The following is a 25054-nucleotide window of genomic DNA, read 5'->3' as shown; positions in this document are numbered from 1 at the left end:
AAAAATCCAATGATTAAAGCTAATTAAACGACTAAAAAGGAGAGTTAATTATGGTTGGAAACAATATAATTTTAAGAAATGAATCAAGGGTTTCTTTTGTTAATGAAACTACACATGTAGTGTATGAGGAGTGGGAAAAAGACATTGTTATTGATTTTATAGAGTACTCAACTTCAAGCCAAAATATTTTCCCAATCCTGAATATTGATCAATCTAGACCTAATTATAATTATGATGGACAATTATTTCAAACTGTGAATCCGAATGGGACAAGATGGGTTGCTACACCCTTAAGAATTTCCAATGATGGGCATGCGAACTTTGAAGTGGTAGCTTATGATTCCAGCAATGGAGAATTCAAGCTAAATCTTAAAACACCTATGATTCTTCCAGGAGGATCGAGACTTGCCTTTAAGCATAATGGCACTCCGACAGAAAATCATACGGTGACTTATAAAGTAATTTATCGAGAAGTATAGGAGGGATTTATATGATTAGAATACCATATGACTTCTCTGGTAACCTCAATCTTCCTTCCTATTCTCAGATGGTTCAAAGGATAATGCAATTTAATAATGTTAGTAATATCGGTAAAGATGAGAGTGGAAATTATGATATGTATATGATCGAAATGGGGAATCTCAATAAACCAACTATTCTTGTAATATCCAGTATGCATGGAACAGAGTGGATGGGGGCTTTATACAGCATAAGATTTATGGAGCAATTGAGGGATAACACATTTAGAGATAAAGCATTTCGAGCGAAGCTGTTACGGAATTTCCATATCGTTTATATCCCTGTGGTAAACCCTTATGGGTATGACAGGACATCTCATGCTGAAGGCAATAATATTGGCAGATATAATGTTAATGGAATAGATTTGAACAGAGATTTTAATGATTTCTCCCAGGCTGAATCCAGAAATGTAAAGGCAGTTATGGATAGAGTCAGCCCATTTGCGTTTTTAGACATTCATTTGTTTGGCAGGGGAATGGACGGCAGCAATGGACTAAACTTAATTGTAGGAAACGGTCAATATGAAACAGATAAAATTAGAAACTTGTTTGCAAATTCTTTAGAAAGATATGCTAATCAATCTGTGGTTAAATGGGACGGATATAATCAATTATTAAGAGGCCTGGCTAGGAGGTATATGAGGGATAAAAGCAATCCGCATACCCCTTATACACTTTCTTATATAACAGAAATTGTTCAGCCAAGGCAACTAAGCAGTGGGCTTGATGCTCCTTTAAGTGATCAGGAAATTATGAGGTATGGTATGGGTATGATGTATTTGTTTTTTGTAACGTCTATGGGGTATTTTGAGCAGCGGAAGGTTGAGTTGAATTATGGTTCTGTTTTGAGTGTAGATGAGGGGGTGTATCGGACTGTGCGTTATAAAATATGGAAATAGAAGGATTCTCTCCACTTGATAGTAAATATTGAAGAGGCTAGTTATATCCTAGCCTTTTTATAGGATAGTTTTTTTAATGAAGAAAATTCCTCCCTTTTATCGAATTTGATTAAGAGGGAGGGAAAATGAATGAAGTAAAAGAGCTTGAGGTATTTAATGGCAGATGGAAATAATTTAAAATCGGATGCCAGGTTAAATGCTGACACGGTTTAATTTTTTTAGGTTATTGGTTGTAACTAATTATATTAAAAGGAAAAAATACCATTTGCACTTGTTATCCATTCTTTATTAATTATTATATATTTTGAATTTTTTATAAATTTTTAAAGGATATTAACGAAGTATGTAGAAATAACTATGTATGGCTTAAAATGTCAATAAGAATAATGACTATAGTTAATTTAACAATAAAAATGGAGGTGAATATATGAATTTTAAAAATTAACAACAAATAATAAGTTCAGCAGTTGTCCGTTCTTCTCTGGCAAATCTTTTGAACCACTACGAATCTCTTAGTTTATCTTACATTTCTTTATCTTACAGTTTACATTCACTTAATAGATTACTTCTATAATAAAAAGTAAATACAGAAAAAGGGAGAGATTAAGATTATGATACGAAAGGTTACTATTTTATCATTAGCAGTAATGATCATCACGTCCGTATTCACAGTTCCTGCATTTGCATCCAATGGTGGTAATCAGACAGTTCAACAACAGAAAAAAATGGTTAATATTGCACATCGGGGGGCGTCAGGTCATGCTCCGGAAAATACAATGGCTGCTTTTGAAAAAGCCTTTGAAATGAAAGCCGATTATATTGAGATTGATGTACAAATGACTAAGGATGGAGAGCTGATAGCCATTCACGATACAACCGTCGATCGTACAACTGTAACTGCTAAACTAAAGTAGACCATTATTGCTTGATAAGAATGAACACTTTTCTTGGGGGATAGGCATGTAACAGGCTGTTGCCCCGTAGGGGCGGCAGCCTGTTACATGCTCGCCGTTCCGTCAGGTACCAACTAACTATTGCAATCTTTCATTTACTGTATAATACATGTTTGTACGATACAGAAATGGGAGGAGTAAGAAAGGTGGAAACATGGAAAGTGTATATGGAAATCTATCAACTAAAACAAGAAGGATTTAAAATACGGAGAATAGCTAGAAAACTAGGTATATCAAGAACAACAGTATATAAATACCTTGAAAAGTCTCCTCAGGAAATGGCGGAGTGGGTAGCTTCCACACAGACAAGAAAGAAGAAATTAGATGCCTACGAATTACTTATTCATACTTGGCTAACAGAACATCCAGATCTTTCTAGTGCTCAAGTTCATGATTGGTTAAAAGAAAGGTTTCCAACTCTACGTGTTGGAGAAAGTACCGTTCGTGGTTATGTCAAAGCACTCCGGGAAAAATATCATATTCCAAAAACAGAGATGAAGCGTGTCTATCAAGCTATTCCAGATCCACCAATGGGGCAGCAAGCCCAAGTAGATTTTGGTCAGACGATACAGAAAACATCCCAGGGAAAGGAAAAGAAATTATATTTTATTAGTTTCGTGCTTTCGCACTCTCGTTATAAATACGTTGTGTGGCTCTCCCGTCCTTTTACAACAAAAGATATGATTCAAGCTCACGAAGATGCTTTTCAGTATTTTGGAGGAATTCCATATGAGTTAGCTTATGATCAAGATTCCCTTATCGTAGTAAGTGAAAATGAAGGTGATCTCATCCTTACCAGTGAATTTCAAGCATACAGGGAAGCAAGAAAATTAAAGCTCTTTGTATGTAGAAAAGCTGATCCAGAAAGTAAAGGGAAGATTGAAAATGTCGTAGGATTTGTGAAGAAGAATTTTGCGAAGAACCGCGTATTTCACCATATAGATAAATGGAATGAATCCTGTTTAGCATGGCTGATTCGAACGGGAAACGGAAAAGTGCATAATACAACAAAAAAAAGACCAGTCGAAGTGTTTGCCCTAGAAAAACAACACTTAAGACCAGTCAACAAAAAAATTTCAATTTCAAATATCGATAATAGTATAACAAGAAATGTTCGTAAGGACAATACTATTATCTATCAATCGAATCGGTATTCGGTACCACTTGGTACATATAAAAAAGATAAAGAAGTTTTTATTGAAATAAGCGATCAAAACGAATTAATAATACGTGAAGAATCGAATGGAGCAATCATTGCCAAACACACATTAAGTTTAGAGAAAGGGAAATTGATTCAAGATTCTCAACATACCAGAGACCGTTCTAAAGGAATAGCTGCCTATATAGAAACGGTATCGACGTACTTTGATGATAAGGAAATGGCTTCTGATTTCCTTCAGGAAATTCACCAAAGATATCCTCGTTATATACGAGATCAATTATCTCTTATTTTAAAGGTATCAAAAACAGTAGCAAGAGAACGAAGGAACCAAGCTTTAGAAGAATGTGTCGCACGCAAAATATATAGTGCAACAGAGTTTAGAGATGTCGTAGAGTTTATCCAAAGACAAACGGATTCTCATCAAAGGCCTCCGCAAATAGAAGCTATCAAAACATTGCATGGTATGGATGATACGCTGCTTCAAATCAAGCCAAAAACAAGAGAATTGGATTCTTATATAGAGTTATTGAAAGGAGCAACGGTATGAGTCATTCAATAGAAGAAATACAACAACAGTTTCGATCGTTGAGACTCACAGAGACGGCAAATTATTTGCCATCTCTGATTCAACAAGCAGAGTCAGAAGATTGGACATATCAAGTACTTTTGAAACAATTGACTGGATATGAATTAAAACGTAGGGATGAAAAATTAATCGAAAAACGATTAAAATGGGCTGCATTCCCTTCCTATAAGACGTTGGACGAGTTTCATTTAGATGAGCAGCAATCACTCAGCAAAAGACAAGTAAATCAATTAAAGGAGTTTAACTGGCTAGATCAACTCTATAATTTAATCGTTTTAGGACCGCCAGGTGTAGGTAAAACACATTTAGCCACAGGGCTGGGCATAGAAGCTATACAAAAAGGATATAAAGTCTCTTTTATTTCCATGGGGCAGCTGATTCAAACATTAAAAACAGAAGAAGTTACCAGAAAATCACAAACGAGAATGAAACGAATTCGTTCCTCTCATTTAGTGATTATTGATGATTTAATGTTTATGGCAATGGATACACGTGAAGCGAATTTATTTTTCCATCTTATTAACGACCTTTATGATAAGGCTTCAATTATATTAACTTCTAATAAAGGACCGAATGAATGGGGAGAATTACTAGGTGATCCAGGGATTACAACGGCTATCCTAGATAGAATTTTACATCGAGCTGAAGTTATTCATTTTCATGATGATGATAGTTATCGAATGAAACACCGTTCTTCCATTTTCATGGAAGAAAGTGTCCAAATTTAATTAGCAAAAAGTGTTCATTTCTACTTGACGCTCACAACAACAAATGGGACAGGATCTGTAGGGGATTACACACTTGAAGAAATTCAGCAATTGGATGCGGGAAGCTGGTTTGGTCCAGAATTTTCCGGTGAACGAATTCCTACTTTTGAGGAAATAATCGATGCATATCGAGGGAAGATTGGATTATTAATAGAATTAAAATCTCCTGAATTGTATCCGGGTATGGAAGAAAAAGTCGCTGAAGCCTTAATAGAGCGTAATATGCATAAACCTAATAACGAAAAAATTATTATCCAGTCTTTTAATCATGAATCTGTGCAACAATCAAAGGCACTCCTGCAGAATATCCCTCACGGTGTCCTTGCTGGTACAGCTTGGGCAAATGTTACTGATGAACAGTTGGCACAATTTGCAACTTATGCTGATTTCTTTAATCCGAATATGAATATCGTTACCGATGAGCTTGTTGACCGTGTTCATAATTCCGGGATGAAGGTATATTCTTATACAGTACGAACGCAGGAACAAGCAGATAACTTATTTGAACGTAACGTAGATGGTATCATTACCGATTTTCCTGAATATGTTTATAAACATCCAGGGAAAAATTAAGGACTTTAGAAAAAGCTAGTTTGGATTTTAACACACGGATAGAAGAATAGAGACAGCACCTACATCAACATGGAGAGGGTGCTTTTCTGTTTACATAGAAAGTTAAAGATTTTACATTAAAGTTTTTTATAGGATAATTTTTTAATGAAGAAAATTCCTCCATATTGTCGAATTTTGATTAAAAGAGGTAATTATGGCTGGAAATAATATGATTTTAAAAAGTAAGGGTATTATTTGTTAATGAAACTGCGCATGTAGTGTATGAAGAATGGGAAAAGGACATTGTTATCGATTTTATAGAGTATTCAACCATGAGCTAAATAATCAGCTCTTGAACTAAAATAAATAGGATTGGTAAGTATATAGATATATTTAGTTCCATATTTTCAATATAATTTTTTGTAGTTTAGTTATCAACTAATCATATCCTTATGAATTTAACCATATTTATAATATCCTGTATTGGCTTCTGTAAAAATGAATAAAGCACAGGGCATAATGAAGGGGAGTAGATAAGTAAAAGCATGTATTAAGATCCATAAATACGGGCATAGAGAAGAACTAGCATCTATATTAAAGAAAAAGCTTACGGACCTGTGCTTTGAGCGTAGGTTCATTTATTTCATGTTCTTTAGTTACAGCTTTTATGGATTTCCCATTTGCTAATTAATACTGTATCGCTTGAATCTGTTCAACTAGCTTATGCTTAATCCAACATAGTAAATGCTCGGCTTATAGTAAACAGAGAAATAATAAAAAACCTATGTCTACTATAAGCGGAGCAAATTAAATGTAGGTACATCTCTAGTTTGTAAATAGTTAAGTGAGCTAAAAAAGACTTATTTGTATAATTTGGTAAGAAATTTATAAAAAATTAATCATTATCAATTGGTGAAACTATAATCTCAGAATTGGTCTGTATCAGCTTATTTTCTTCATTAATATAATAATGTGTACCTTCTTTTACACCAATATAAATTCCTTTTAAGGTATTGCCATTGACACTGATTTGATCAAAATCTCTATCTGATATTGTCCAATCATTTATTAGAGATAACAGACCAATAAATATTGTGAATGCTAAAATTACCAAACCGATTGAGACCATACTTATGATTACTCCTTTTAATTTAAAAGATAGGTCTTTAAAAACTGAATTTACTTCTTTATAAATGTATTCAAAGTTTTTAAGTTTCGGTTTTCCAATTTTCCAAACTATACATCTAGAAATGGTATATATAATAAAAAAACTGAAAAAAGGAATGGTAAGAATGTTTCGGAATGTTTCTATAAAATGATGCCAGTCACTTAAGCTAAATATATCAATTATAAGAACAGTAATAAATCATATTGCAAATACTGATAAACCAAACTTAAAATTTGTCATAAAGTCTATAAAGAAATAAATAGCGCCGAAAATAGTTAAAATGTAAATACAAAAAATTGCTGTGTTTATTAGTTGATTGCCGTTAGTAAAAATCATAACAATTATATAATTTAAGAAAATAAAGCATATTATCATGAGAATTAAATGGGAATAGCGATGTTTCCACTTTACTAAAATAGTAGTGAGTATTGCAATCAGACAAATACAACCTACTATTAAAATACCTCCAATAAATAATATATGCCCATATGCTATTGGTAGAGGATTTATAATAATATCCAAAAATGTAAAATTACCTTTAAAAAAATAATGCATAATAAATAATTGTCCATAAATGTAAGCTATAGTAGTGCTTAATAAGGTTATAATCGATATAAGTATAGATCTTGGAATCTCGTTATCAATATATTGGATAACATTCTTAAATAATTTTCTACACATTATTATCTTCCTCCCTTTAGAAATCTCAGTATCTAAGAAAAAATTATAAGCAATCTGAATTATAGTACACTTATTGGAGAAAAAAAGATGAGATTCTTGTTATTAATCCATAAAACAATTATTACATTTCTCTATTTGTTCTTTTTTGTAATAGCCCACACCAAATAATCTTATCCATTATCTGATGGAGAAAAATGGACCTAAACAAACATTAAATAGCCCCAAAGCAAACTCACTTATACACTGACTGCAGAGCAGGATATAACCTTTTAAAAGTCTCATATTGTGCTGCATAAACCTCTGCTCTTTTTTGATCCGGCATATAGTTTTTACTCGGGATGCTTCTTACAAAGGTATTAACAAATTCTTGATAAGATTCACACCATCCCAGTTCAATAAAAGCCGTAGACGCAACCCCGATAGATGGTAAATACTCGCTATTTAACGGAACTCTAATTGGATGGTTCATAATATCTGATACCATTTGACACCAATTACTGCTCTTTGACCCTCCGCCAATTAATGTAATTGTACGCTGGTCATCTAAATCATACATTTCTAGTGTTTGTTTTAAGGAGAAAGTTACACCCTCCAAGACAGCGCGCGCCAGGTCCTTCCGCTCTGTTTGTGGTGTCATTCCCCAATAGGCACCTTTTGCTTGCGGGTCAATCATTGGGTTCCTTTCCCCGTTCAAATAAGGTAAAAATAATACACCGCCACTGCCAGGCTCCGTTTTTTCAATTAAAGCTTCAAACGTTTCATATTTATGTGCAGTATTTTGATCCGTATACAATTGAACCGCCCATTTGTGGACATTTCCAACATTAAGTAATGGCGCAACGGATATACGATGTGATTTTTCTACAAAAGCCAGATTAAAATGACTTTCTGATAAGGAGTCTAACTGTCCTTCATTTCTTTCTACCATTGCCAGCCAACCTGTGGTACCCATATAAAAATAACAATCATTTTCATGGACTGCACCAGCGCCGAGTGTGGTTGCTCCCGCATCACCAGTTCCATTCATGACAATGGTAGATGTCGAAAACCCGGTTCGTTTACCAGCCTTTTCTGTGATTGTTCCTATGACACTATCTGCTTCTAGTAATTTAGGTAATTTTTCTTCATCTATTCTGCAAGTTTGAGAGATTGCCTCGTTCCATGAACGATTTTTAAGATCCATTATTCCAGTAGTTGCAGCAGTGATTGGATCAGTGACTGCTTCATTCGTCAGTTTATAAATAACATAGTCCTTTGAACTAAATACAAATTTCTTTGTATTTGCATACTGATCAGGGGAATGATTTTCTAACCATTTCATTTTTGCAAGTGGGGTGGAGGCACTTACATTATTCCCGGTATAACTGCGAATTTCAGGACACTGCATATTAATCCATTCCGCTTCTTTTCCAGCTCTGGTATCCGAATATAAAATAGCGTGATACGTATTCGCCTCACTAATGGAAATAACATCTTCCATTTGACCTGAAAAGGTTATTGCTCGAATAGAGTCAGGAGAAATACCATTTTCCCACCAAAGCGATGCAATATGGATGACCGCTTTCCACCAATCCTCTGGTTGTTGTTCGATCATTCCTTCCTCTGATAGAAAGGTTGCTAACTCCACTGAATGCTCTTCCGTAATCTGTACGTCTTTATCAACCAAAATTCCTTTTACTGCTGTTGTTCCGATATCAAAAACAGCTACATATGTCATATTAGCCCCACTTTTCTTCGATTGTTTTCATTCTTCAATAAATTTATATCATGACGCTTCATCTTTTTAAGCAACAAGCAGGACAAATTCACTGTCTGCAACAAGCGTACTCTAGAATGTTCTCTTGGATTATAAAGTTGTATGTAAATAAGTATGAGGCTATTATACATGATTTTTTATGATTTATTATCAGAAAAATCTGGAGTTGTATGTGCAGGGAGAGGAGGCCAAAGGATGATTTATTCTTGAATATAGCATCATGTAAGGATGGTACTGTTCTAGAATCAATTTTAATTGTATATAGAGCGGCAGGGTAGTAAAAGATGAATTATTTTAATTTGAAAATGATTATGTTATTTTTTGGATAGGAGGATTTAATTTATGAGTAGAATTTTTGCGTCTTTACTAGCGCCGATAGTGCTTCTTGTTTTAGTGGTTATCATCGCATTAGTAATAGATCCTGTTGCTGCTTTCAATCAAATTTCAAATGCGTCTATAATAATATTAATATTTATTTATATCGTTTCTTTTCTATTTTTCTTTTTACTTGGTGCTCCATTGTCTATTATATTGGATAAATTGAAAGGATGGAGCGTATTAAATTATGCAATTGCAGGACTAATAATAGGAGCAGTGCTTGAATTTAGGAGTTACTCATACACTCAAAGTTTTGATTGGGGGAGTCTATTTATTTATACTCTGGCAGCATTAAGCTACTACATATCTTTACTTTATACTGATAGAGTGATTAAAAGATTAGAGGATAAGTATTCTTAGAATAACATTGAGGGGAGGGAATTATGGTGATGCTAGTATAGTTTTATAGACAATCTAGTTATGTTTTAGGAAACTGGCAATATTGTTAACGAATGTACAAATTTATTTTAATCTATGCGCTCATATAGGGTGCGAAGTAAGCTTGGCAGAGGTACAAGAACTGTTAACCAAATTTAGATTCACGCACCCAAATAGAATGCGAAAACAACCTGTTATCCAGACACAATCTAAACAGTTATTTCAATCCACACACCCATATAGAGTGCGAAAAGATCTTGCCATATCCTCGATTTGTGGACCGAAATTTCAATCCACGCACCCATATAGAGTGCGAATGATCGGATTGTACAGGTTAAAAAAGGTGAAGTTATTTCAATCCACGCACCCATATAGAGTGCGAAGATAGTTAATAGCATGGATTCCATTTCTCCAATAATTTCAATCCACGCACCCATATAGAGTGCGAAAAGAAAGAGTACCGGGACTATCATGGTAAGCCGATTTCAATCCACGCACCCATATAGAGTGCGAAATCGCTACACGGCTGGCTATTTCCGTAGGCAATCATTTCAATCCACGCACCCATATAGAGTGCGAAGTTTGAAACATCAAATGTAAGAGTGGAACCTTCAGATTTCAATCCACGCACCCATATAGAGTGCGAAAATAATTTAAGAGTGATTATTAGGCATTATAACAATTTCAATCCACGCACCCATATAGAGTGCGAAAGCGCATACTTTCATCCCTGATACGACAAGGTTTTATACCTGTAAAAGTGCTAACCTGAAATATGGATTCTTAAATTTCAATGAATCTGTACATGAAATAGCTTAAAACATTGTTAAATCAATAGGTGCTAACCTCCCTAGTAATTAATGTTCGCCTAAGGTTAGCACATGGATAATGAATTCACTTAGAAAAACGATCTTTCTTCTAAACCTGGAGATTTCTCACTAAAGAAATGTACCACTTTCGAATGATAATTATTACTGAAACAATAAAGTAAAATACAATTTCTGCTTATATCAATTATAGCAAGAAGTACATTTTTAGAATAGTATACCGCTCATCTTAACGTTGTCAGTTTCTGTTTGGGTAAATCAAAGTACCCACCTAATCACCGAACATAAAAAATGCCCAAACCTCATATGGTTTGAGCATTTTTCTCGGTATGATAAATCGTCTCCAAAACCTCTATATCTCTAATAACCAACCACGATTTTCCGGACCAAACAGGCCTTTAAAGATAATATTTCTTCCGTCTAGAATCTAATTGCCGCCTGTTTAAGAAGCCGATTAATTTTATAACTTTTTCCTCGAGATTCTTCTTAATCAATCAAGATACCGAGTAATATATCGAAATCTATTTCTTAATTTTTTTCATTAGTGAAAAATAGTTTCATAGGCTACTACCAACTAGTATACAAGTAGCCTTTATAGATATCATAACATTTATATACAAAAGGATGATGCTACTGTTTATATGAAAATCTAAGGAGCAGGTTCTAATAGTTTCAAAATAATACTAAAGACTGCAAGTTCTTACTTGAAAGAAGCTGCTATGAGAATAGTATATCAAGAAGAATATATATCTTAAGGGTATATATTTAGTATCTTTACGTGTAGAGTTATCCTAAGTCATTGATAAAGTACAATATTGCCAAGGCTTGTAAAGCAATAACAGTAAGCGTAAATCATTTTTAGGGGTAAATGAATATTAAAAGAGTTTGTTCATCCCGACCTTCACACATCCGTCAATACAACTTCTACTCCTTCTTCCTCACAAGTCTGTAAAAATCCTTCATCAATACCTTTATTGGTAATAATCGTATCAATCTTACTTATATGACACAACTCTAAAAAGTCCGGTTCACCAATTTTTGAACTATCTACTAACACTATAACCTTTTTAGCTTTTTTAATGACCGCTTTTTTAGTCATTAGCTCATCAATACTGGAGGTAGTGAGTATGCCTGCTGGAGTTATTTTGGGAACGCCTATAAAAGCTATGTCAAAATTCATAGAGTTAATCATTAATTCAGCAAAATGTCCTTTGCTGGAACCAGTTTCTTTTTCTAAATCACCACCAATAAATACAACTTGCAAGTTGGGACGATTGTTTAATTCAACTGCTGTTGATAAGGTTCCAGTAACAATTAACAGTCTTTTTTCATTAGGAATGGAATGGGCAAGGCAATATCCCGTAGTACTGGAATCAATAAATATCTTATCCCCGTCATTAATAAAAGAGAGACCTGCTTCAGCAATCTTTTCTTTTTCTTCTCTGTTCATTAAAATTCTTAACTCATAAGGCCGTTCAGCTAGTAACCTATCAGAATGAATGATTGCTCCTCCATGTGATCGAACAGCTATTTGCTGGGTAGCCAGCTCATCTAAATCTCTTCGCACAGTCATTTCAGTGACATTAAATATTCTAGATAAATTACCTACCTCCACACGTCCTCTTTCACGCAATATTCTTTCTATTTCCTTTAGTCTCTCTTCTCGTAACATTAAGTTTCCTCCTAGAATACTATCGTTAAGATCATTATAGCTATTTATATGGCTATTAACAACAATTATGTTTGTTTATGTTATATTATGTTTGTTTAAAAAATAAAATGTTGACACAAACGATAACGTAATATACTATATTGATTATCAAATATATATAATTTTTTGAAAAGGAGGCTGGATTTATAGATATTCTTATCAATGGCTAAATAACCTTTAGCACAATACAACGTATTATAGGAATTTATTACAATTATGCTATAAAGTGCTGCTAGAAAAATAATCTAGCTTTGTTTTTGAAATTTAAAGAAAGCGTTTTAATTATTAAATATAAGTAAGAGAATATTATTTTTAAGGAGTGACGAACATGTCTAAGTACACAACAGTGAAAGATATTAATGCTGCTGAATTTGAAAAATTCGGCAAGGTAATTGAGATTCCCAATACACCGCCTCCGAAAGTAGGAGAGGGCTGGGATTGTTGGAATTACATTGCTATGTTAGATGTCTCAGAGCCGATAGGAATGGGGCTAGTAAACACAAAACAAAGAGAGCTTGTAGTAGATGCAATGGAACGTCATGTCAGCAGAGAAGAGTTGTTAATCGCTTTAGATAAAGAAATCATTCAGCCTGTAGCACTTTGTTCTGATATAGATGATCCAGATGAACAGCCGGATATCTTGACTGTGCAATGTTTTCGGATTAAACCTGGCCAGGGCATAGTAATCAATAAAGGAGTTTGGCATAGTCCTGCTTATCCGGTTAATGAAGATTCTACGTATCTTTTTGCAATTGAAAAGAAACCAGATAAATTTGGTGATGAAATGGTGAATCCTTGGGTGCCTTTTATTAATGGGGGAAAAGTTGAAATGAAATTTTAATGAGAATGAGGGAATCTTTCTTTCGTTTTTATAATGTTGAATGTTGATAGAAAAAATTTGTTATTAAAGGAGAAATAAGGGTTATGAAAAATAGAAACATGGGTTTATTAATCTTTTTAATACCTATTGGTGTTGCGGTTAATTTTGTTGGTGGTCAAATTGCTGTTTTATTGAAGTAGCCTTTATTTTTAGATACTATCGGGACATTTACTATTGGAGCAATTGCTGGACCATTTGCAGGTATCCTTGTTGGTTTACTTACCTGTTTAAGTATTTCGATTACAAATCCTCAATCGTTATTCTATGTCATTAATTTCATGCTGATGGGATTATTAGCGGGATACTTGGCTAAAAAAGGGTTTTTTACTACTGTTCCGAAAACAATTGGAGCTGGTGCAATTATGGGACTGATTGTCGGGATATCAGGAAGTCTGATTTCTTACTTCCTATTTAACGGATTTGGTGTTAGTGGAACAGGTGTACTTGGGGGAATATTAATGGGGTCTGGAGTACCGGTATGGGCTAGTGCTTTTATATCTAATATGTCGGTGGATATTATTGATAAGGTTCCGACAGCATTGGTAGCTTACTTAATTATTAGAAATATACCGCAAAAAACACTTGTTAAGCTGCCAAATGGTAATGTCTTTTTGGACGCATATAAAAAATAAACTGATTGTTCAGGAGGAGTGTATGATGGACGAGACATTTATAAATTCTTATCGTAGTCCACAATTAAGTAAGAATTGGCTTTTAAATTTGAATCCTTTGAACAAAATTAATATCTATATAGCTTTAGGATTAATTACGTTATTCTTTCAGCATTGGCAAGTGAACGTTGTGATAACCTTGGTGTTTATTTTGTTAGCGGTTGCAGCTGGTCGTTTCAAAAGTTTTATCGGTCCATTTCTGAAACTTGGTTTGGTTATTGGCCCTTTCTTTTTCATTGTGCGTGCTATCTTTTGGCCGGGTGAAAATATGATATTTAATTATGGGATTATTAATATCACACAGGAAGGAATTGACTTAGGTATTCAATACGCGACGATCATGTTAGTCGTTTGTGGAATTCTTGTCCTTTGTACGGTGACGATAAAAGCAGAGGATTTAACCTATTCCTTAGAAAAAATCGGCGTGCCACACAATGTTAGTTTCATGATTTTGTCATCGTTACAGTTGATTATTGATTTAAAGGATAAAACAAAAGTCATTATGGATTCACAAAGGTCCAGAGGAATCGAGACAGAGGGGAATGTGTTTGTCCGAATCAAAGCATTTGTCCCTGTTCTAAGTCCACTATTCTTGGGAGCAATTTCTGGGGCGGAGGAAAAAACAATTGCCATGGATGCTAGAGCATTCTCATCTGCCAATCCTAATACGCATTTGCGTTTTCTCCGTCCTACACCAGCTTTGGAAAAAATATTGGTGATATTAGTAGACATTCTTATTTTAGGTCTGATCATTTTGGGGGTTGTATTATGAGTTATATTGAATTGAAAAATGTATCTTATAGATACCCGCTGGCTGAAGCAGATGCTTTGAAAAATATTAATTATGCTTTTGAAGAAGGTAAGCTCTATGGCATTATCGGTGAAAATGGCGGAGGAAAAACAACTTTTTGCGATTTAATAAAAGGTCTGATCCCCAGTTTTTATGGAGGGGATTTGACAGGAGAGGTTTTTATTAAAGGAAAAGAAATCCGCGAGTGGGAAAGCAGTGCATTAGCTTCAACGATTGGATATATATTTCAGAACCCTTTCACCCAAATCAGTGGTATCAAAGAAACGGTTTTTGAAGAAATTGCATTAGGATTAGAGAATTTAGGTGTGGAAAGAGAAGAAATTATTGATAGAGTCACTAATGTTGTTAGACAACTAAAAATAGAACATTTAGTTAAAAACAATCCAAATAAACTTTCTGGCGGACAGCGGCAACGAGTTGCTTTTGCCTCCATTATTGCGATGGAAACAGACATTCTTGTAATCGATGAACCAACTTCACAGTTAGATCCGAAGGGTACATCCGATATATTTGAAATTATTCATTTATTAAAAGAGCAGGGCAAAACGATTCTCCTTGTGGAACATAAAATTGATTTAATAGCTGAATATGCGGATGAGGTTTTAGTTATTAAACAAGGAGAGTTAATTACGAATGGAAAAACCAGTGACGTATTTTCCAACGTGAATTTATTAAATGAAGGTGTGAATATTCCACAAATTGCCTTGCTGAGTAATGATATGAAGGAACAAGGCAAACCTTTCGACACCTTTGCTATTACAAGATCTCAAGCAAGAGAGCAAATTCTGAAAAAAGGTAGTGAAAAGATATGTCATTAGAAGTTAAAGATGTCTCTTTTGCTTATCCAAATGGATATGTAGCAAATGAAAACCTTCATTTTACTATTGAAAAAGGCGAGAGGGTTGCGATTGTCGGACAAAATGGTGCCGGCAAAACAACAGCGGTAAAGTTATTGAATGGATTGCATAAGCCTACCCAAGGAGATGTATTAGTAGACGGTACAAATACCAAAGATAAAACTGTTGCTCAAATTTCCCAATATGTAGGCTATGTGTTTCAGAATCCAGACGATCAAATTTTTAACAATACGGTGAAGGCTGAACTGGAATATTCTTTTAAACATTCTAAACTGACCGATGAGGAAATTAATAGACGAGTAGAACGGGCGGCTGAACTGACAGGTATTCAGCAATATATGGATATGAAACCTTTCGATATTCCTTACTCGATTAGAAAATTTGTTACTATTGCTGTTTTTGTTGCACTGGATACTCCTTACTTGATTTTAGACGAACCAACCGCCGGACAAGATATTAATGGAATTAATCGGCTTGCCGAATTGATGGATATCTTACAGGGGGAAGGCAGGAGCGTAATCACCATTACTCATGATATGGAATTTGTTGCGGACAATTTTTCAAGAGTGATTGCAATGGCCAATAAACGTATTATAGCGGATGATTCTGCAAGAAATATATTTTGGAATAATGATATTGTAGCAGAATCAAATATTAGCAAACCGCAAATAGGAGAATTAGCAGAAGATATAGGGGGCGATAATAAGATTTTATTTAGGCATGAGTTACTGGATTATCTTACTCGATTATAGCGGGTTTCTCTAATGAATGCAGCATGATAGCAAAAAAACTATATTCAAAGGGAATGAAAAAAGTGGAAAATAAATATGACTTGATTGTTTATGGAAGCTTAAATATGGATTATGTTGGTTATGTAGATAAATTGCCGGAGCCTGGTGAGACTGTTGCTTCCAATTCTTTTAGTATAGGACCTGGCGGGAAAGCAGCAAATCAGGTAATTACAGCAGCTAAATTAACTGCAACAACCGCAATGGTTGGCCGCGTTGGTGATGATCACATTGGAACAGTGATGAAAAATGAATTAGCTCAGGCTGGCGTTGATGATGAGAATGTATTGATTTCACCAGGGATTCAAACCGGTATTGCGATGGTAAGTGTAGATCAATCTGGTAATAATTCAATTGTTACCTATAAAGGTGCGAATGCTATTTTAACAGAAGAGGATGTTACGCATTCGTTAGATAAATTGAAGCGGGCGGAAGGAGTAGTTCTTCAGCTGGAGATGGATAAACAAGTGGGAGAATATACGATTCAAATGGCCTCTGATTTAGGTAAAAAAATCATCTTAAATTTAGCTCCAATTGTAGATATTGATTCCGAAGTTTTGAAATTAGTTGATTTATTAATTGTCAATGAACCCGAATCCTCATTTTTATCAGGTATGGATGTGAATTCTGTTGATTCAGCTAAAGAGGCAGTAGAAATCATTTCTCAAATAGGTATCGATAATATTGTCATCACTTTAGGTGGGGAAGGAGCGGTCTTTAAGACGGGAGATATAATCAAACATTACCCTGCCTCTAAAGTAAATGTGGTAGACACAACAGGAGCTGGAGATTGTTTTGTAGGTGCTGTATCTTTTTTTTGGATTAGAAGTGGTGATTTGGATATATCGGTAAAAAATGCAGTAAATGTTGCAGCGCTTTCCGTTACGAAACAAGGAGCTATTACATCCTTACCTTCTTTAGCAGAGTATGAGCAATTTATTGATAAAGAAGAATTTGATTTTCATCAACTAAATATTTCTAAATAAAAAGCTGTCACTTTAAAAAAGACGGAGAAAAAATAGTTATGGTATTGGAAACAACGATAAGAGAAATAGATACAAAATTATTGTAGGCTATTTTGTATTTGAATCGAAGTGAAAGGAATGGGTGTAAGTATGATAGAAGTAGAAGATGCCAGACAAACATTAGATGATGAACAAAGTATACAAGCATTTGATGATATCGTTTATCAAAGGGTGTTAGGAGCCAGCAAGCATATTAGTATGATAGGCGATATGATTGAATCTATTGCGTTAATCGGAGAAAAGAATCATTCTTCCGTACATAGTGTAGTAGATAAAATCAAAACCCTTTCCCAATACTTCATTGAAACAAGAGGTGCAGCGAGTCAGGCAATTAGTAATGCCATTAATATTATGATAAAAAATATTGATGAAGTAAGAAACTTAGATGCGGAAGAAGCGTCGAAACTTATCATCCAAAAAAAGAATAATTATCTGATTCAATCAGAGAAAGCAATAAATAAAGTAGTGGAGTACGGGGTTGAAGCTGCTTCATCAATGAAAACAATCATGGTTTTTGATTACTCTAGTACGGTAAATAAATGGCTGCAAAACTTAAATAATGAAAATAAAAATTATACTATCGTTATCCCGGAAAGCAGAATAATTAATGGTGGTTATCCCTTTATAGAAGCTTGCAGAGAAGCTGGTCATCAGATTAAATTTATCCCGGACGCAGCCATTATGTACTATTTAAAGGAATGTGATGGTGCATTTTTCGGTGCGGAAACCTTTTATCCAGATGGTACAACCTTTAATACAACAGGTTCAGATATCGTTGGATTAGTATGTAAAGAATTCAATATTCCACTATACGTGCTGACACCAATGATAAAAGTTGATATAAGAGCGATATATGGCTATAAAAAACAGCTGAAAATAAATGATTTAACAGAGGAATTAGCCTCTAATTGGGATTCAAATGTAAAAAGCAAGATCGATTTTAATTGTCCGGAATTGCTTGGCGTTGAGTCAAAATATATAACCGCAATAATTACTGAAGAAGGAATCATTCCTGCTAATCAATTATTTAACAATAGTAAAAAATTTCATGATAGCTTGAAGGGGGAATAACTAGTGAGTAAGATAAATACCAAAGGTCTAGCGTTGTCCATGGTTCAGCCTGATCCATTACCGGGGAGCTATAGACATACTAATAAAAAAATAACGGAGATTATCGATCATTCCTTAAAAGAAACCGAAATGGTGCTGGAAAATGGTTTTGACGGAATCGTCCTCCAAAATATGAATGATATGCCAATTAAACAAATTGCTTCGCCGGAAGCTATCGCTTATATGACTCAAATAGGAGATGCGATAAAAAGGGAGTTCCCTGATCAGATATTAGGTGTGCTGATGAACTGGGATGGAGTAGCAGGCTTATCAGTAGCAGATGCAATTGGCGCAGATTTTGTAAGAGTGGAACACCTGTTTACCGGTGTAGAAGTAACAAGTGCAGGATTACTGGAAGCGCAATGTGTAGAAATAAACGAGCTTAGAAAAAGAATAAAAAGCGATGTCCCAGTATTTGCAGATGTATATGAGGTACATGGTGTACCTTTAGGAGCAAAGCCAATTCAGGATGCAGCATGGGAATCTGTACATGAGGCATTTGCGGACGGTTTATTTATTGCAGGGAAAAATCCAAGTGAGAGTTTAGAGTTAGTAAAAAAGGCAAGGACAAAAGTAGAAGACACACCAATATTCTTAGGCGGAGGCGCAACAGGAGAAAACGTCTATGAATTGCTGCAGCATTATGATGGTGTATGTGTAGCAACCTGGATTAAGAATGGAGATATGAAGAATCCAATAGACCCTAAGCGTGCGAAGATTTTTATGGATGAGGTAAAGCGGGCTAAAGGTGCGGTAAGTGGAGTTTAGATTTTAAGAGAAGGATAGCTATCAAAATGGTGATGAAGTCGAATGATTTATAATGAAAATAGCCCCCAAAAATTTTTGGGGGCTTATACATGTATAATTATTAGTTTTGTATTGAAAACGTCTTTAAGCATAAGGATACTCCAACAGAAAATCATATGATAACTTATAAAGTAATTTATCAGGAAGGGTTACATGTTCGATAAAGATACCATGATTTTTTATTTAATTTCTAGATTTGAGTCTACAAAACGAATAGCACTCTATAAGTAAATATCAATTATATTATTCTTCTCTGTTAACCATTCTTCCAAAACATTTCGTTTAACAATAAATCCACTACTTCGATAAGGGTTAACAACTCCTGCTGAATCAACTATATTTCCGTTAATAGAAACATGCTTTTCCTGCTGATTTAGATGATATATAAATGTTACTTCTTTGTCCATAATCATAAAGTCAAAGTGCAAACCATCCATATCTGAAGATATAACAGGATCTATAATTAAATCTTGATTGTTTTGGCGAATTCCTAAAGCATTGGATATTAATTGATTTAAATAGATTCCAGGGCCGCTAGAATAAATACGCCAGCCGCCCTTGACTGGAACTAATCCATTTTTTAATGCGGTAAAGTTTTCTTGCGCTTCATATCGTGTTTTGAATTTGCCATCAGAACTGCTAAAGTAGGTATTGCTTTGACGAATTTCAGCATTAGGGACAACATTTTTTATTTGAATAGGATTAATAACGGCTAAACTATTCCATACTTCATCAGCGTTACCTAATTTTGCCATAGCCTCGATAAAACGTATATGAGCGTGAACATATTGGAGACCAATTTCTCGACCAAAGTTAGACGCTTGTTCTGCTCGTTGGAAATTGGTGCTTACCCCGCCTGTATAGGTGGCAGGTCGGTCCATTAATCGTACGCCATCTGGAAATTGTAAATGCTCTTTAATAATTTCATAATGATGCTGCGCTTGTTCCAAATCGAATAATTCTGCAATAATGCTTTCCTGCATTGGCAGCAAACGATAGTGAATACCGGTTTTTTTGTCTGCAGGATGTAACATATATTCAACATGATCTGAATTCTCCATATAGACGAAACCTGGAATCACATCGTCTTTTAATATATATTTGTTAAAGTCCCGGCGGATGCCGCAAGCTAATTGTTGTATTGACTCCGCTTCTTTTGGATGAACTTTTCCTAAAATTTCTGAGAATGCTTTAAAGGTTTGATAAGTTAAGGCAACTGTCCAGCTGCTTGACATATATTTCTTTAATTGATTACTTGCTGGTTGCAGTGTATCATCCCAATCTCCGCCACCATAAGCAGATAAGTGCGTGTCATGTAAGAAATGATCTTTGATATATGAGATTTCCTTTTGAATATGTTCCAGAATGGTCGCAGTATTTTTTGTGAATTCAAATGTCTTGCGACTGGTATAAGGTACTTTTTCCTCTAGTATTTGGTAATCTCCTGAGATATTGATATAATCTGCAATTAACTTTAGTGGCCAAACAATGATGTCACCATGGCTGTCTTCTTGTTGTATACTTTCATATTTATCAAACATAAACCATTGTGGCCAGTTTCCTGTATCCTCGTATTGATGGGAATATACTGTTCTTATGATTTGCCGAACAGTTTGAAAATGCTGGGTTGCTAAAAAGTATTCGGAAGGGCCTTGGCAAACATCTCTTGTTCCCCAGGCTGCTCCACTGTATTGTTCCAAACCATGCGGAACAGAGAAATGGACGAGCATGTTATGCGTATACCAATGCGCTATTGCGTTAAAGTTATCAAGTTTATTTTCACCAGATAATGATAAGTTAAAGCCACGTAATAGTTTGTTATAATATTGGCGATAGTGTCTCACTTCTTCCTCAAAACAACGGTCAGATGATGTACCTATTTCACCATTTAAGGACCCTTGGATTCTCATTTCAAATGTATTGGTAGAAGAAATATCTAATACAACGAGAGAAGCTGAACCTGAGCTAATATTATGAGCCAATTTCTGCTCATCACTAACTTCGAAATCTGCACCCATAACTTCTATTTGATAAGCCAGATTAGGGTAGGTCTTTGCACTGTCAGACTTTTCATCAGCTGTAAAACGGACAGTGCTGTTGTCAGTTACATGATAATGAAAAGGAACTTCATATTCATTATTCTGCATTGTAATTTGGTTTGTAACTAAAAATTTATAGGGCTTCCCTTGCTTTGAGATGACACTTGTATTGATTATTGGTGAATCTACAACCGTATAATTCGTAACAATGATCACATCGTCCTTTGTTTTGTAATACCAGCGCGCATAATTAAATCCTAATTCATAAATCGATGGAAGTGCCAATAAATGATATTTCTCATTGATTTCAATATAAATGCGCTGGCCGGATGTTTTTATAATATTTAAGCTATTCCTGACATTAGTCATCATTTTATTCATATTTGTGTTGCCAATGGCTACTTGCGCATTAAAAATGCCGTACATATATGAAGTGGACGCGATTGTATCATCCTTTATCTGGTGATTTTGTCCACTCATTACAATGTGACCATGAGGACGCTCCACAAGCTTTTCCTTTTCTTTTAAAACAATATGCTCATATTGTTCGGTGAAAAAGGATAACAATCCCTTCTCATTCGTCTCTTCTAAGATCCGCTTAGGGTAAAGTTCATCTAATTCTTGTTCCGTAAAATGAAAGGTCTCAAGTGTTGAATCAAGCTTTTCAGATAAGGTCACTTTTTCAATAGATTGAGTTGATTTTATTTCATTATTTTTTAGTTGTTTCCATGCATGGTAAATGTCTTCGTTAAATTCGAGCTTGTTGATTGCTTCCGGATGATTGGCTTTGAATAACCCATAAAATACAATCTGACTTTTCCCATTTAGTATGATCTTCTCTGATTGAAGAGCAGTGTAAGCAAATTCATATTGATAAATTTCATTAGGTAGAGAAGCTTCCTGCAGAGCTTTTATTTTATTGCTTGCTTTATAATCTAATCCAAAAAATTGGAACCCGTCTGTAGCATAGCCAATGGTTTTATTCAGAGATCCTTGCTGGATATAAGGGTTACCTGAACTCTGAGTCTGATTTTGCCTCGAGCATATAATAAATCCTTTTTCCTCATCCTGAAAGACATTGTGGTCGATGTATTGTGACATATAAGCTTCATTGGAACGAACGCCGCCTTTATCACCCAGCCCCAAATCTTGTCCATAAATAATGTCAACCTCTTGGTTTTGACCTTCCAGTTTTACATCCCAGAACCAAATTCCTTTTTCATTCAATGTAAAGATAACCTGATATTGAACTCCTTTAATTTCTCCAGTCCATTTCATTTGGGATTCATGAACAAAAACTTCACTGCTCGAATGGGTTCCGAGCAGTGGATAGTATTGTATATCATCTGGATTATGAATACGTAAATAAATATTATTTAATGCGCCATCAATTGGATTGGACATCCATTGATTGATTAGCGTATTCCCGTGTGTGATTTCATAAATATCTCCGCTCTGATGAAAGGTAAAATGGAGATCATTTGCTTTTAATGTGATTAATGTATCTTTCCATGTCATTCATGTTCACCTGCTTTTGTTATTTTATTAATGTGAAAGAAAGTGTGTGTACTTCTTTGCTGTTTGGTCCAACATAAACTTCAAATTTACCTTTATCACTGTCGAAATTTAAATCAGAATGATAATAACGTAATTGTTTTTCCGTTAATTCAAAAGTAACATCCTTTTCTTCTTGTGGTTGGAGATGAATTTTTTTAAAGCCTTTTAATTCTTTTAATGGCCGGACAACCTCGCCAACCATATCACGAACGTATAATTGAACGGTTTCTTCCCCAGCAATTTTTCCAGTGTTTTTAACAGTAATTGTTACTTTCAGCGTATCGTCAGGTGTGATACTAGGAGCGGAAAGTCTCATATTCTGATAAGAATATGTTGTATAGCTTAAACCATAGCCAAAGGGGAATAAAGGCTCGTTTGGTATGTCTAAAAATTGTGATACATACCGTACTTGCGCATCTGGTGCACCTTGTGGCCGGCCGGTATTATAATGATTATAATAAACCGGTACTTGACCAACAGAATAAGGAAAGGACATCGATAATTTCCCGGATGGATTCACATCACCATATAAAATTTCAGTAATAGCTGCCCCTCCCTCTGTTCCAGGGAACCAAGCTTCTAATACAGCATCTGTTTTATCAAATACACCATGTAAATCAAGGGGTCTGCCATTAAATAAAACAGCAACAGTCGGTTTACCCAATTGATAAATTTCATCAACTAATTGCAGTTGAGCATCTGGTAATTTAATATTCGAACGTGAACCAGCCTCACCACTCATTTCAGAATGTTCCCCTAATGCTAATACGATAACATCAGATTGTTCAGCAGCTGAAACTGCCTTTTGCAGCTGTTCTTTTGTAATAGATTCTACTTTAGAGCCTTTTGCCACAACGAATTGATCTCTGTTATTTATTCTTTTTTCAAATCCCTTAGCTAAGGTGACAGCTATATCCTTATTGCCTTTCCAAGACCAAGGACCGAGAATGTCATTGTTTTCAGCGAAGGGACCAATTATGGCAACTTTTTGTGAACGGTTAATTGGCAAGGTGTTATTGTTGTTTTGTAATAATACGCATGATTTAGCTGCAAGTTCTCTTGCAACTTTACGATGCTCTTCATTTAGGATAACTTTTTCTTCATTTTCCTCGTTTAAACCACGATATGGATTTTCAAATAACCCTAATTCATTTTTTAATTGTAAGATTCGGCGGACTGCCTCATTAAGAAGTTCTTCGTCGACTTCCTTGTTTTCGATAAGATTTTTCAAGTGATCAGGATAGCAGGTTGTCATCATTTCAATATCTACACCCGCCTGAATGGCTTTATATGCAGCTTCTCTCTCATCCTCTGCAACCCCATGAGGAAGGAGTTCTTTAAGCGCGCCCCAGTCAGTAATGGTCACTCCATCAAAGCCCCATTCATCACGCAGAATATCACGCATCAGTTTTTTATTACCGGTTGCAGGAATTCCATCAACTGTATTAAAGGAGGTCATTACGAGTTTACTGCCAGCATCTAGTGCAGCTTGGAATGCTGGTAAATAAGTTTCTCTTAATTGCCGTTCAGACATGTTCACTGTATTATAATCTCGTCCAGCTTCCGCAGCCCCATATGCGGCAAAATGTTTTACACATGTAGCCAAGCGATTAAGATCCTTCGTTAAATCTTCGCCTTGAAAGCCTCTAACCTGAGCTTTAGCAAACTCACTATTTAAATAGGAATCTTCCCCTGTAGATTCCATTACACGCCCCCAGCGCGGGTCTCTAACTAGATCGACCATCGGAGCAAATGTCACATGAATACCCGAAACTGCACTTTCTTTTGCTGCAATTTCTGCACTTTTTTCTGCTAGTTCTATATCCCATGATGATCCTATTCCCAGAGGGACGGGAAAAATAGTTTCATAGCCATGGATGATATCGGACATAAATAATAAAGGAATACTTAGTCGGTGGTTTTTTAAATGTTGTTCCTGGATATTTCGAATTTCCTTTGCTCCAGAAGCGCCTAGCACAGAACCAGTGTTTTTTACTAGATCATCAGAAATATTTAGTTGTTCTAATGGACCAGTTATTTTACCGCTTTCAGTAGAACCTTTAAAAAAAGGAGTAGCGAGTTGTGATAGTTGACCGATTTTTTCATCAATCGTCATTTGTTTTAATAAGTCTTCTAAATGCTGTTTGTTCAAAAAAACACTCCTCATATTATA

19 protein-coding genes, 1 pseudogene and 1 CRISPR repeat array are annotated in these 25054 nt (G+C 35.1%); of the genes and pseudogenes, 15 read left to right on the top strand and 5 right to left on the bottom strand.

The window, feature by feature from the left end; translation table 11 throughout:
* The first annotated feature begins 50 nt into the window (after positions 1–50).
* The 6 genes and pseudogenes from MHH51_RS19675 to MHH51_RS19650 all read left to right on the top strand — a co-directional run bounded on the left by MHH51_RS19675 (position 51) and on the right by MHH51_RS19650 (position 5458).
* Positions 51–479, top strand: a complete 429-nt coding sequence (locus MHH51_RS19675) for a hypothetical protein (protein WP_339283144.1) — start codon at positions 51–53, stop codon at positions 477–479.
* A gap of 11 nt (positions 480–490) precedes the next feature.
* Positions 491–1417 (top strand): DUF2817 domain-containing protein, encoded by a 927-nt coding sequence (locus tag MHH51_RS19670; protein ID WP_339283142.1) that lies wholly within the window; start codon positions 491–493, stop codon positions 1415–1417.
* 611 nt (positions 1418–2028) lie between these two features.
* A pseudogene (locus tag MHH51_RS19665) lies at positions 2029–2310 on the top strand (glycerophosphodiester phosphodiesterase family protein); the annotation flags it as partial.
* Between the two features lie 188 nt (positions 2311–2498).
* The gene (istA, locus tag MHH51_RS19660; protein ID WP_042533131.1) at positions 2499–4079 is read left to right on the top strand and encodes an IS21 family transposase; all 1581 of its coding nucleotides are present in this window, start codon (positions 2499–2501) and stop codon (positions 4077–4079) included.
* Positions 4076–4846, top strand: a complete 771-nt coding sequence (gene istB, locus MHH51_RS19655) for an IS21-like element helper ATPase IstB (protein WP_042533127.1) — start codon at positions 4076–4078, stop codon at positions 4844–4846. Before istA ends, istB begins: the two co-directional genes overlap by 4 nt.
* 24 nt (positions 4847–4870) lie before the next feature.
* Positions 4871–5458 (top strand): glycerophosphodiester phosphodiesterase family protein, encoded by a 588-nt coding sequence (locus tag MHH51_RS19650; RefSeq protein ID WP_339283140.1) that lies wholly within the window; start codon positions 4871–4873, stop codon positions 5456–5458.
* A gap of 874 nt (positions 5459–6332) precedes the next feature.
* Here the strand turns inward: MHH51_RS19650 and MHH51_RS19645 are convergent.
* Positions 6333–6566: a hypothetical protein gene (locus MHH51_RS19645; RefSeq protein ID WP_339283138.1), complete on the bottom strand. Its 234-nt coding sequence runs from the start codon at positions 6564–6566 to the stop codon at positions 6333–6335.
* Between the two features lie 952 nt (positions 6567–7518).
* On the bottom strand, positions 7519–9003 hold the full coding sequence (locus MHH51_RS19640) for an FGGY family carbohydrate kinase (protein WP_339283136.1): 1485 nt from the start codon (positions 9001–9003) through the stop codon (positions 7519–7521).
* A gap of 381 nt (positions 9004–9384) precedes the next feature.
* On the opposite strand from MHH51_RS19640, the gene MHH51_RS19635 reads away from it, so the two are divergent.
* Complete coding sequence (locus MHH51_RS19635) at positions 9385–9780, top strand: hypothetical protein (RefSeq protein WP_339283134.1); 396 nt, start codon at positions 9385–9387, stop codon at positions 9778–9780.
* Between the two features lie 171 nt (positions 9781–9951).
* A CRISPR array of direct repeats spans positions 9952–10511; the repeat unit is 32 nt; unit sequence ATTTCAATCCACGCACCCATATAGAGTGCGAA.
* Positions 10512–11526: 1015 nt separating this feature from the next.
* On the opposite strand, the gene MHH51_RS19630 is transcribed toward MHH51_RS19635, so the two are convergent.
* On the bottom strand, positions 11527–12297 hold the full coding sequence (locus tag MHH51_RS19630) for a DeoR/GlpR family DNA-binding transcription regulator (protein ID WP_339283132.1): 771 nt from the start codon (positions 12295–12297) through the stop codon (positions 11527–11529).
* A 367-nt stretch (positions 12298–12664) separates the two neighbouring features.
* On the opposite strand from MHH51_RS19630, the gene MHH51_RS19625 reads away from it, so the two are divergent.
* The 8 genes from MHH51_RS19625 to MHH51_RS19590 all read left to right on the top strand — a co-directional run bounded on the left by MHH51_RS19625 (position 12665) and on the right by MHH51_RS19590 (position 19246).
* Positions 12665–13177, top strand: a complete 513-nt coding sequence (locus MHH51_RS19625; protein WP_339283130.1) for an ureidoglycolate lyase — start codon at positions 12665–12667, stop codon at positions 13175–13177.
* Between the two features lie 344 nt (positions 13178–13521).
* Positions 13522–13848 (top strand): hypothetical protein, encoded by a 327-nt coding sequence (locus MHH51_RS19620; RefSeq protein WP_339283128.1) that lies wholly within the window; start codon positions 13522–13524, stop codon positions 13846–13848.
* A gap of 25 nt (positions 13849–13873) precedes the next feature.
* A complete protein-coding gene (locus tag MHH51_RS19615) occupies positions 13874–14659 on the top strand; it encodes an energy-coupling factor transporter transmembrane component T (protein WP_339283126.1) in 786 nt (261 codons plus the stop codon).
* A complete protein-coding gene (locus tag MHH51_RS19610; protein WP_339283125.1) occupies positions 14656–15516 on the top strand; it encodes an ABC transporter ATP-binding protein in 861 nt (286 codons plus the stop codon). The genes MHH51_RS19615 and MHH51_RS19610 overlap by 4 nt, the downstream gene beginning before the upstream one ends.
* Entirely contained in the window at positions 15507–16307 is an 801-nt protein-coding gene (locus tag MHH51_RS19605) for an ABC transporter ATP-binding protein (protein ID WP_339283123.1), read from the top strand. Before MHH51_RS19610 ends, MHH51_RS19605 begins: the two co-directional genes overlap by 10 nt.
* 62 nt (positions 16308–16369) lie before the next feature.
* Positions 16370–17329 carry a ribokinase gene (locus tag MHH51_RS19600; protein ID WP_339283122.1) on the top strand — a complete coding sequence of 320 codons (960 nt, stop codon included), beginning with the start codon at positions 16370–16372 and terminating at the stop codon, positions 17327–17329.
* Between the two features lie 129 nt (positions 17330–17458).
* On the top strand, positions 17459–18439 hold the full coding sequence (locus tag MHH51_RS19595; protein WP_339283120.1) for a hypothetical protein: 981 nt from the start codon (positions 17459–17461) through the stop codon (positions 18437–18439).
* 3 nt (positions 18440–18442) lie between these two features.
* A complete protein-coding gene (locus tag MHH51_RS19590) occupies positions 18443–19246 on the top strand; it encodes a BtpA/SgcQ family protein (protein WP_339283119.1) in 804 nt (267 codons plus the stop codon).
* A 260-nt stretch (positions 19247–19506) separates the two neighbouring features.
* Here MHH51_RS19590 and MHH51_RS19585 read toward each other — a convergent pair whose 3' ends face one another.
* Together MHH51_RS19585 and MHH51_RS19580 are read right to left on the bottom strand one after the other, a co-directional pair.
* On the bottom strand, positions 19507–22842 hold the full coding sequence (locus MHH51_RS19585; RefSeq protein ID WP_339283117.1) for a cellobiose phosphorylase: 3336 nt from the start codon (positions 22840–22842) through the stop codon (positions 19507–19509).
* A 19-nt stretch (positions 22843–22861) separates the two neighbouring features.
* Entirely contained in the window at positions 22862–25048 is a 2187-nt protein-coding gene (locus MHH51_RS19580) for a glycoside hydrolase family 3 N-terminal domain-containing protein (protein WP_339283115.1), read from the bottom strand.
* Positions 25049–25054: the final 6 nt, after the last annotated feature.

This window comes from Oceanobacillus sp. FSL K6-3682, from assembly GCF_037976165.1.
In the GTDB taxonomy this organism is placed as follows: Bacteria; Bacillota; Bacilli; order Bacillales; family Amphibacillaceae; genus Oceanobacillus; species Oceanobacillus sojae.
This window is presented reverse-complemented; position numbering and strand designations above follow the sequence as displayed.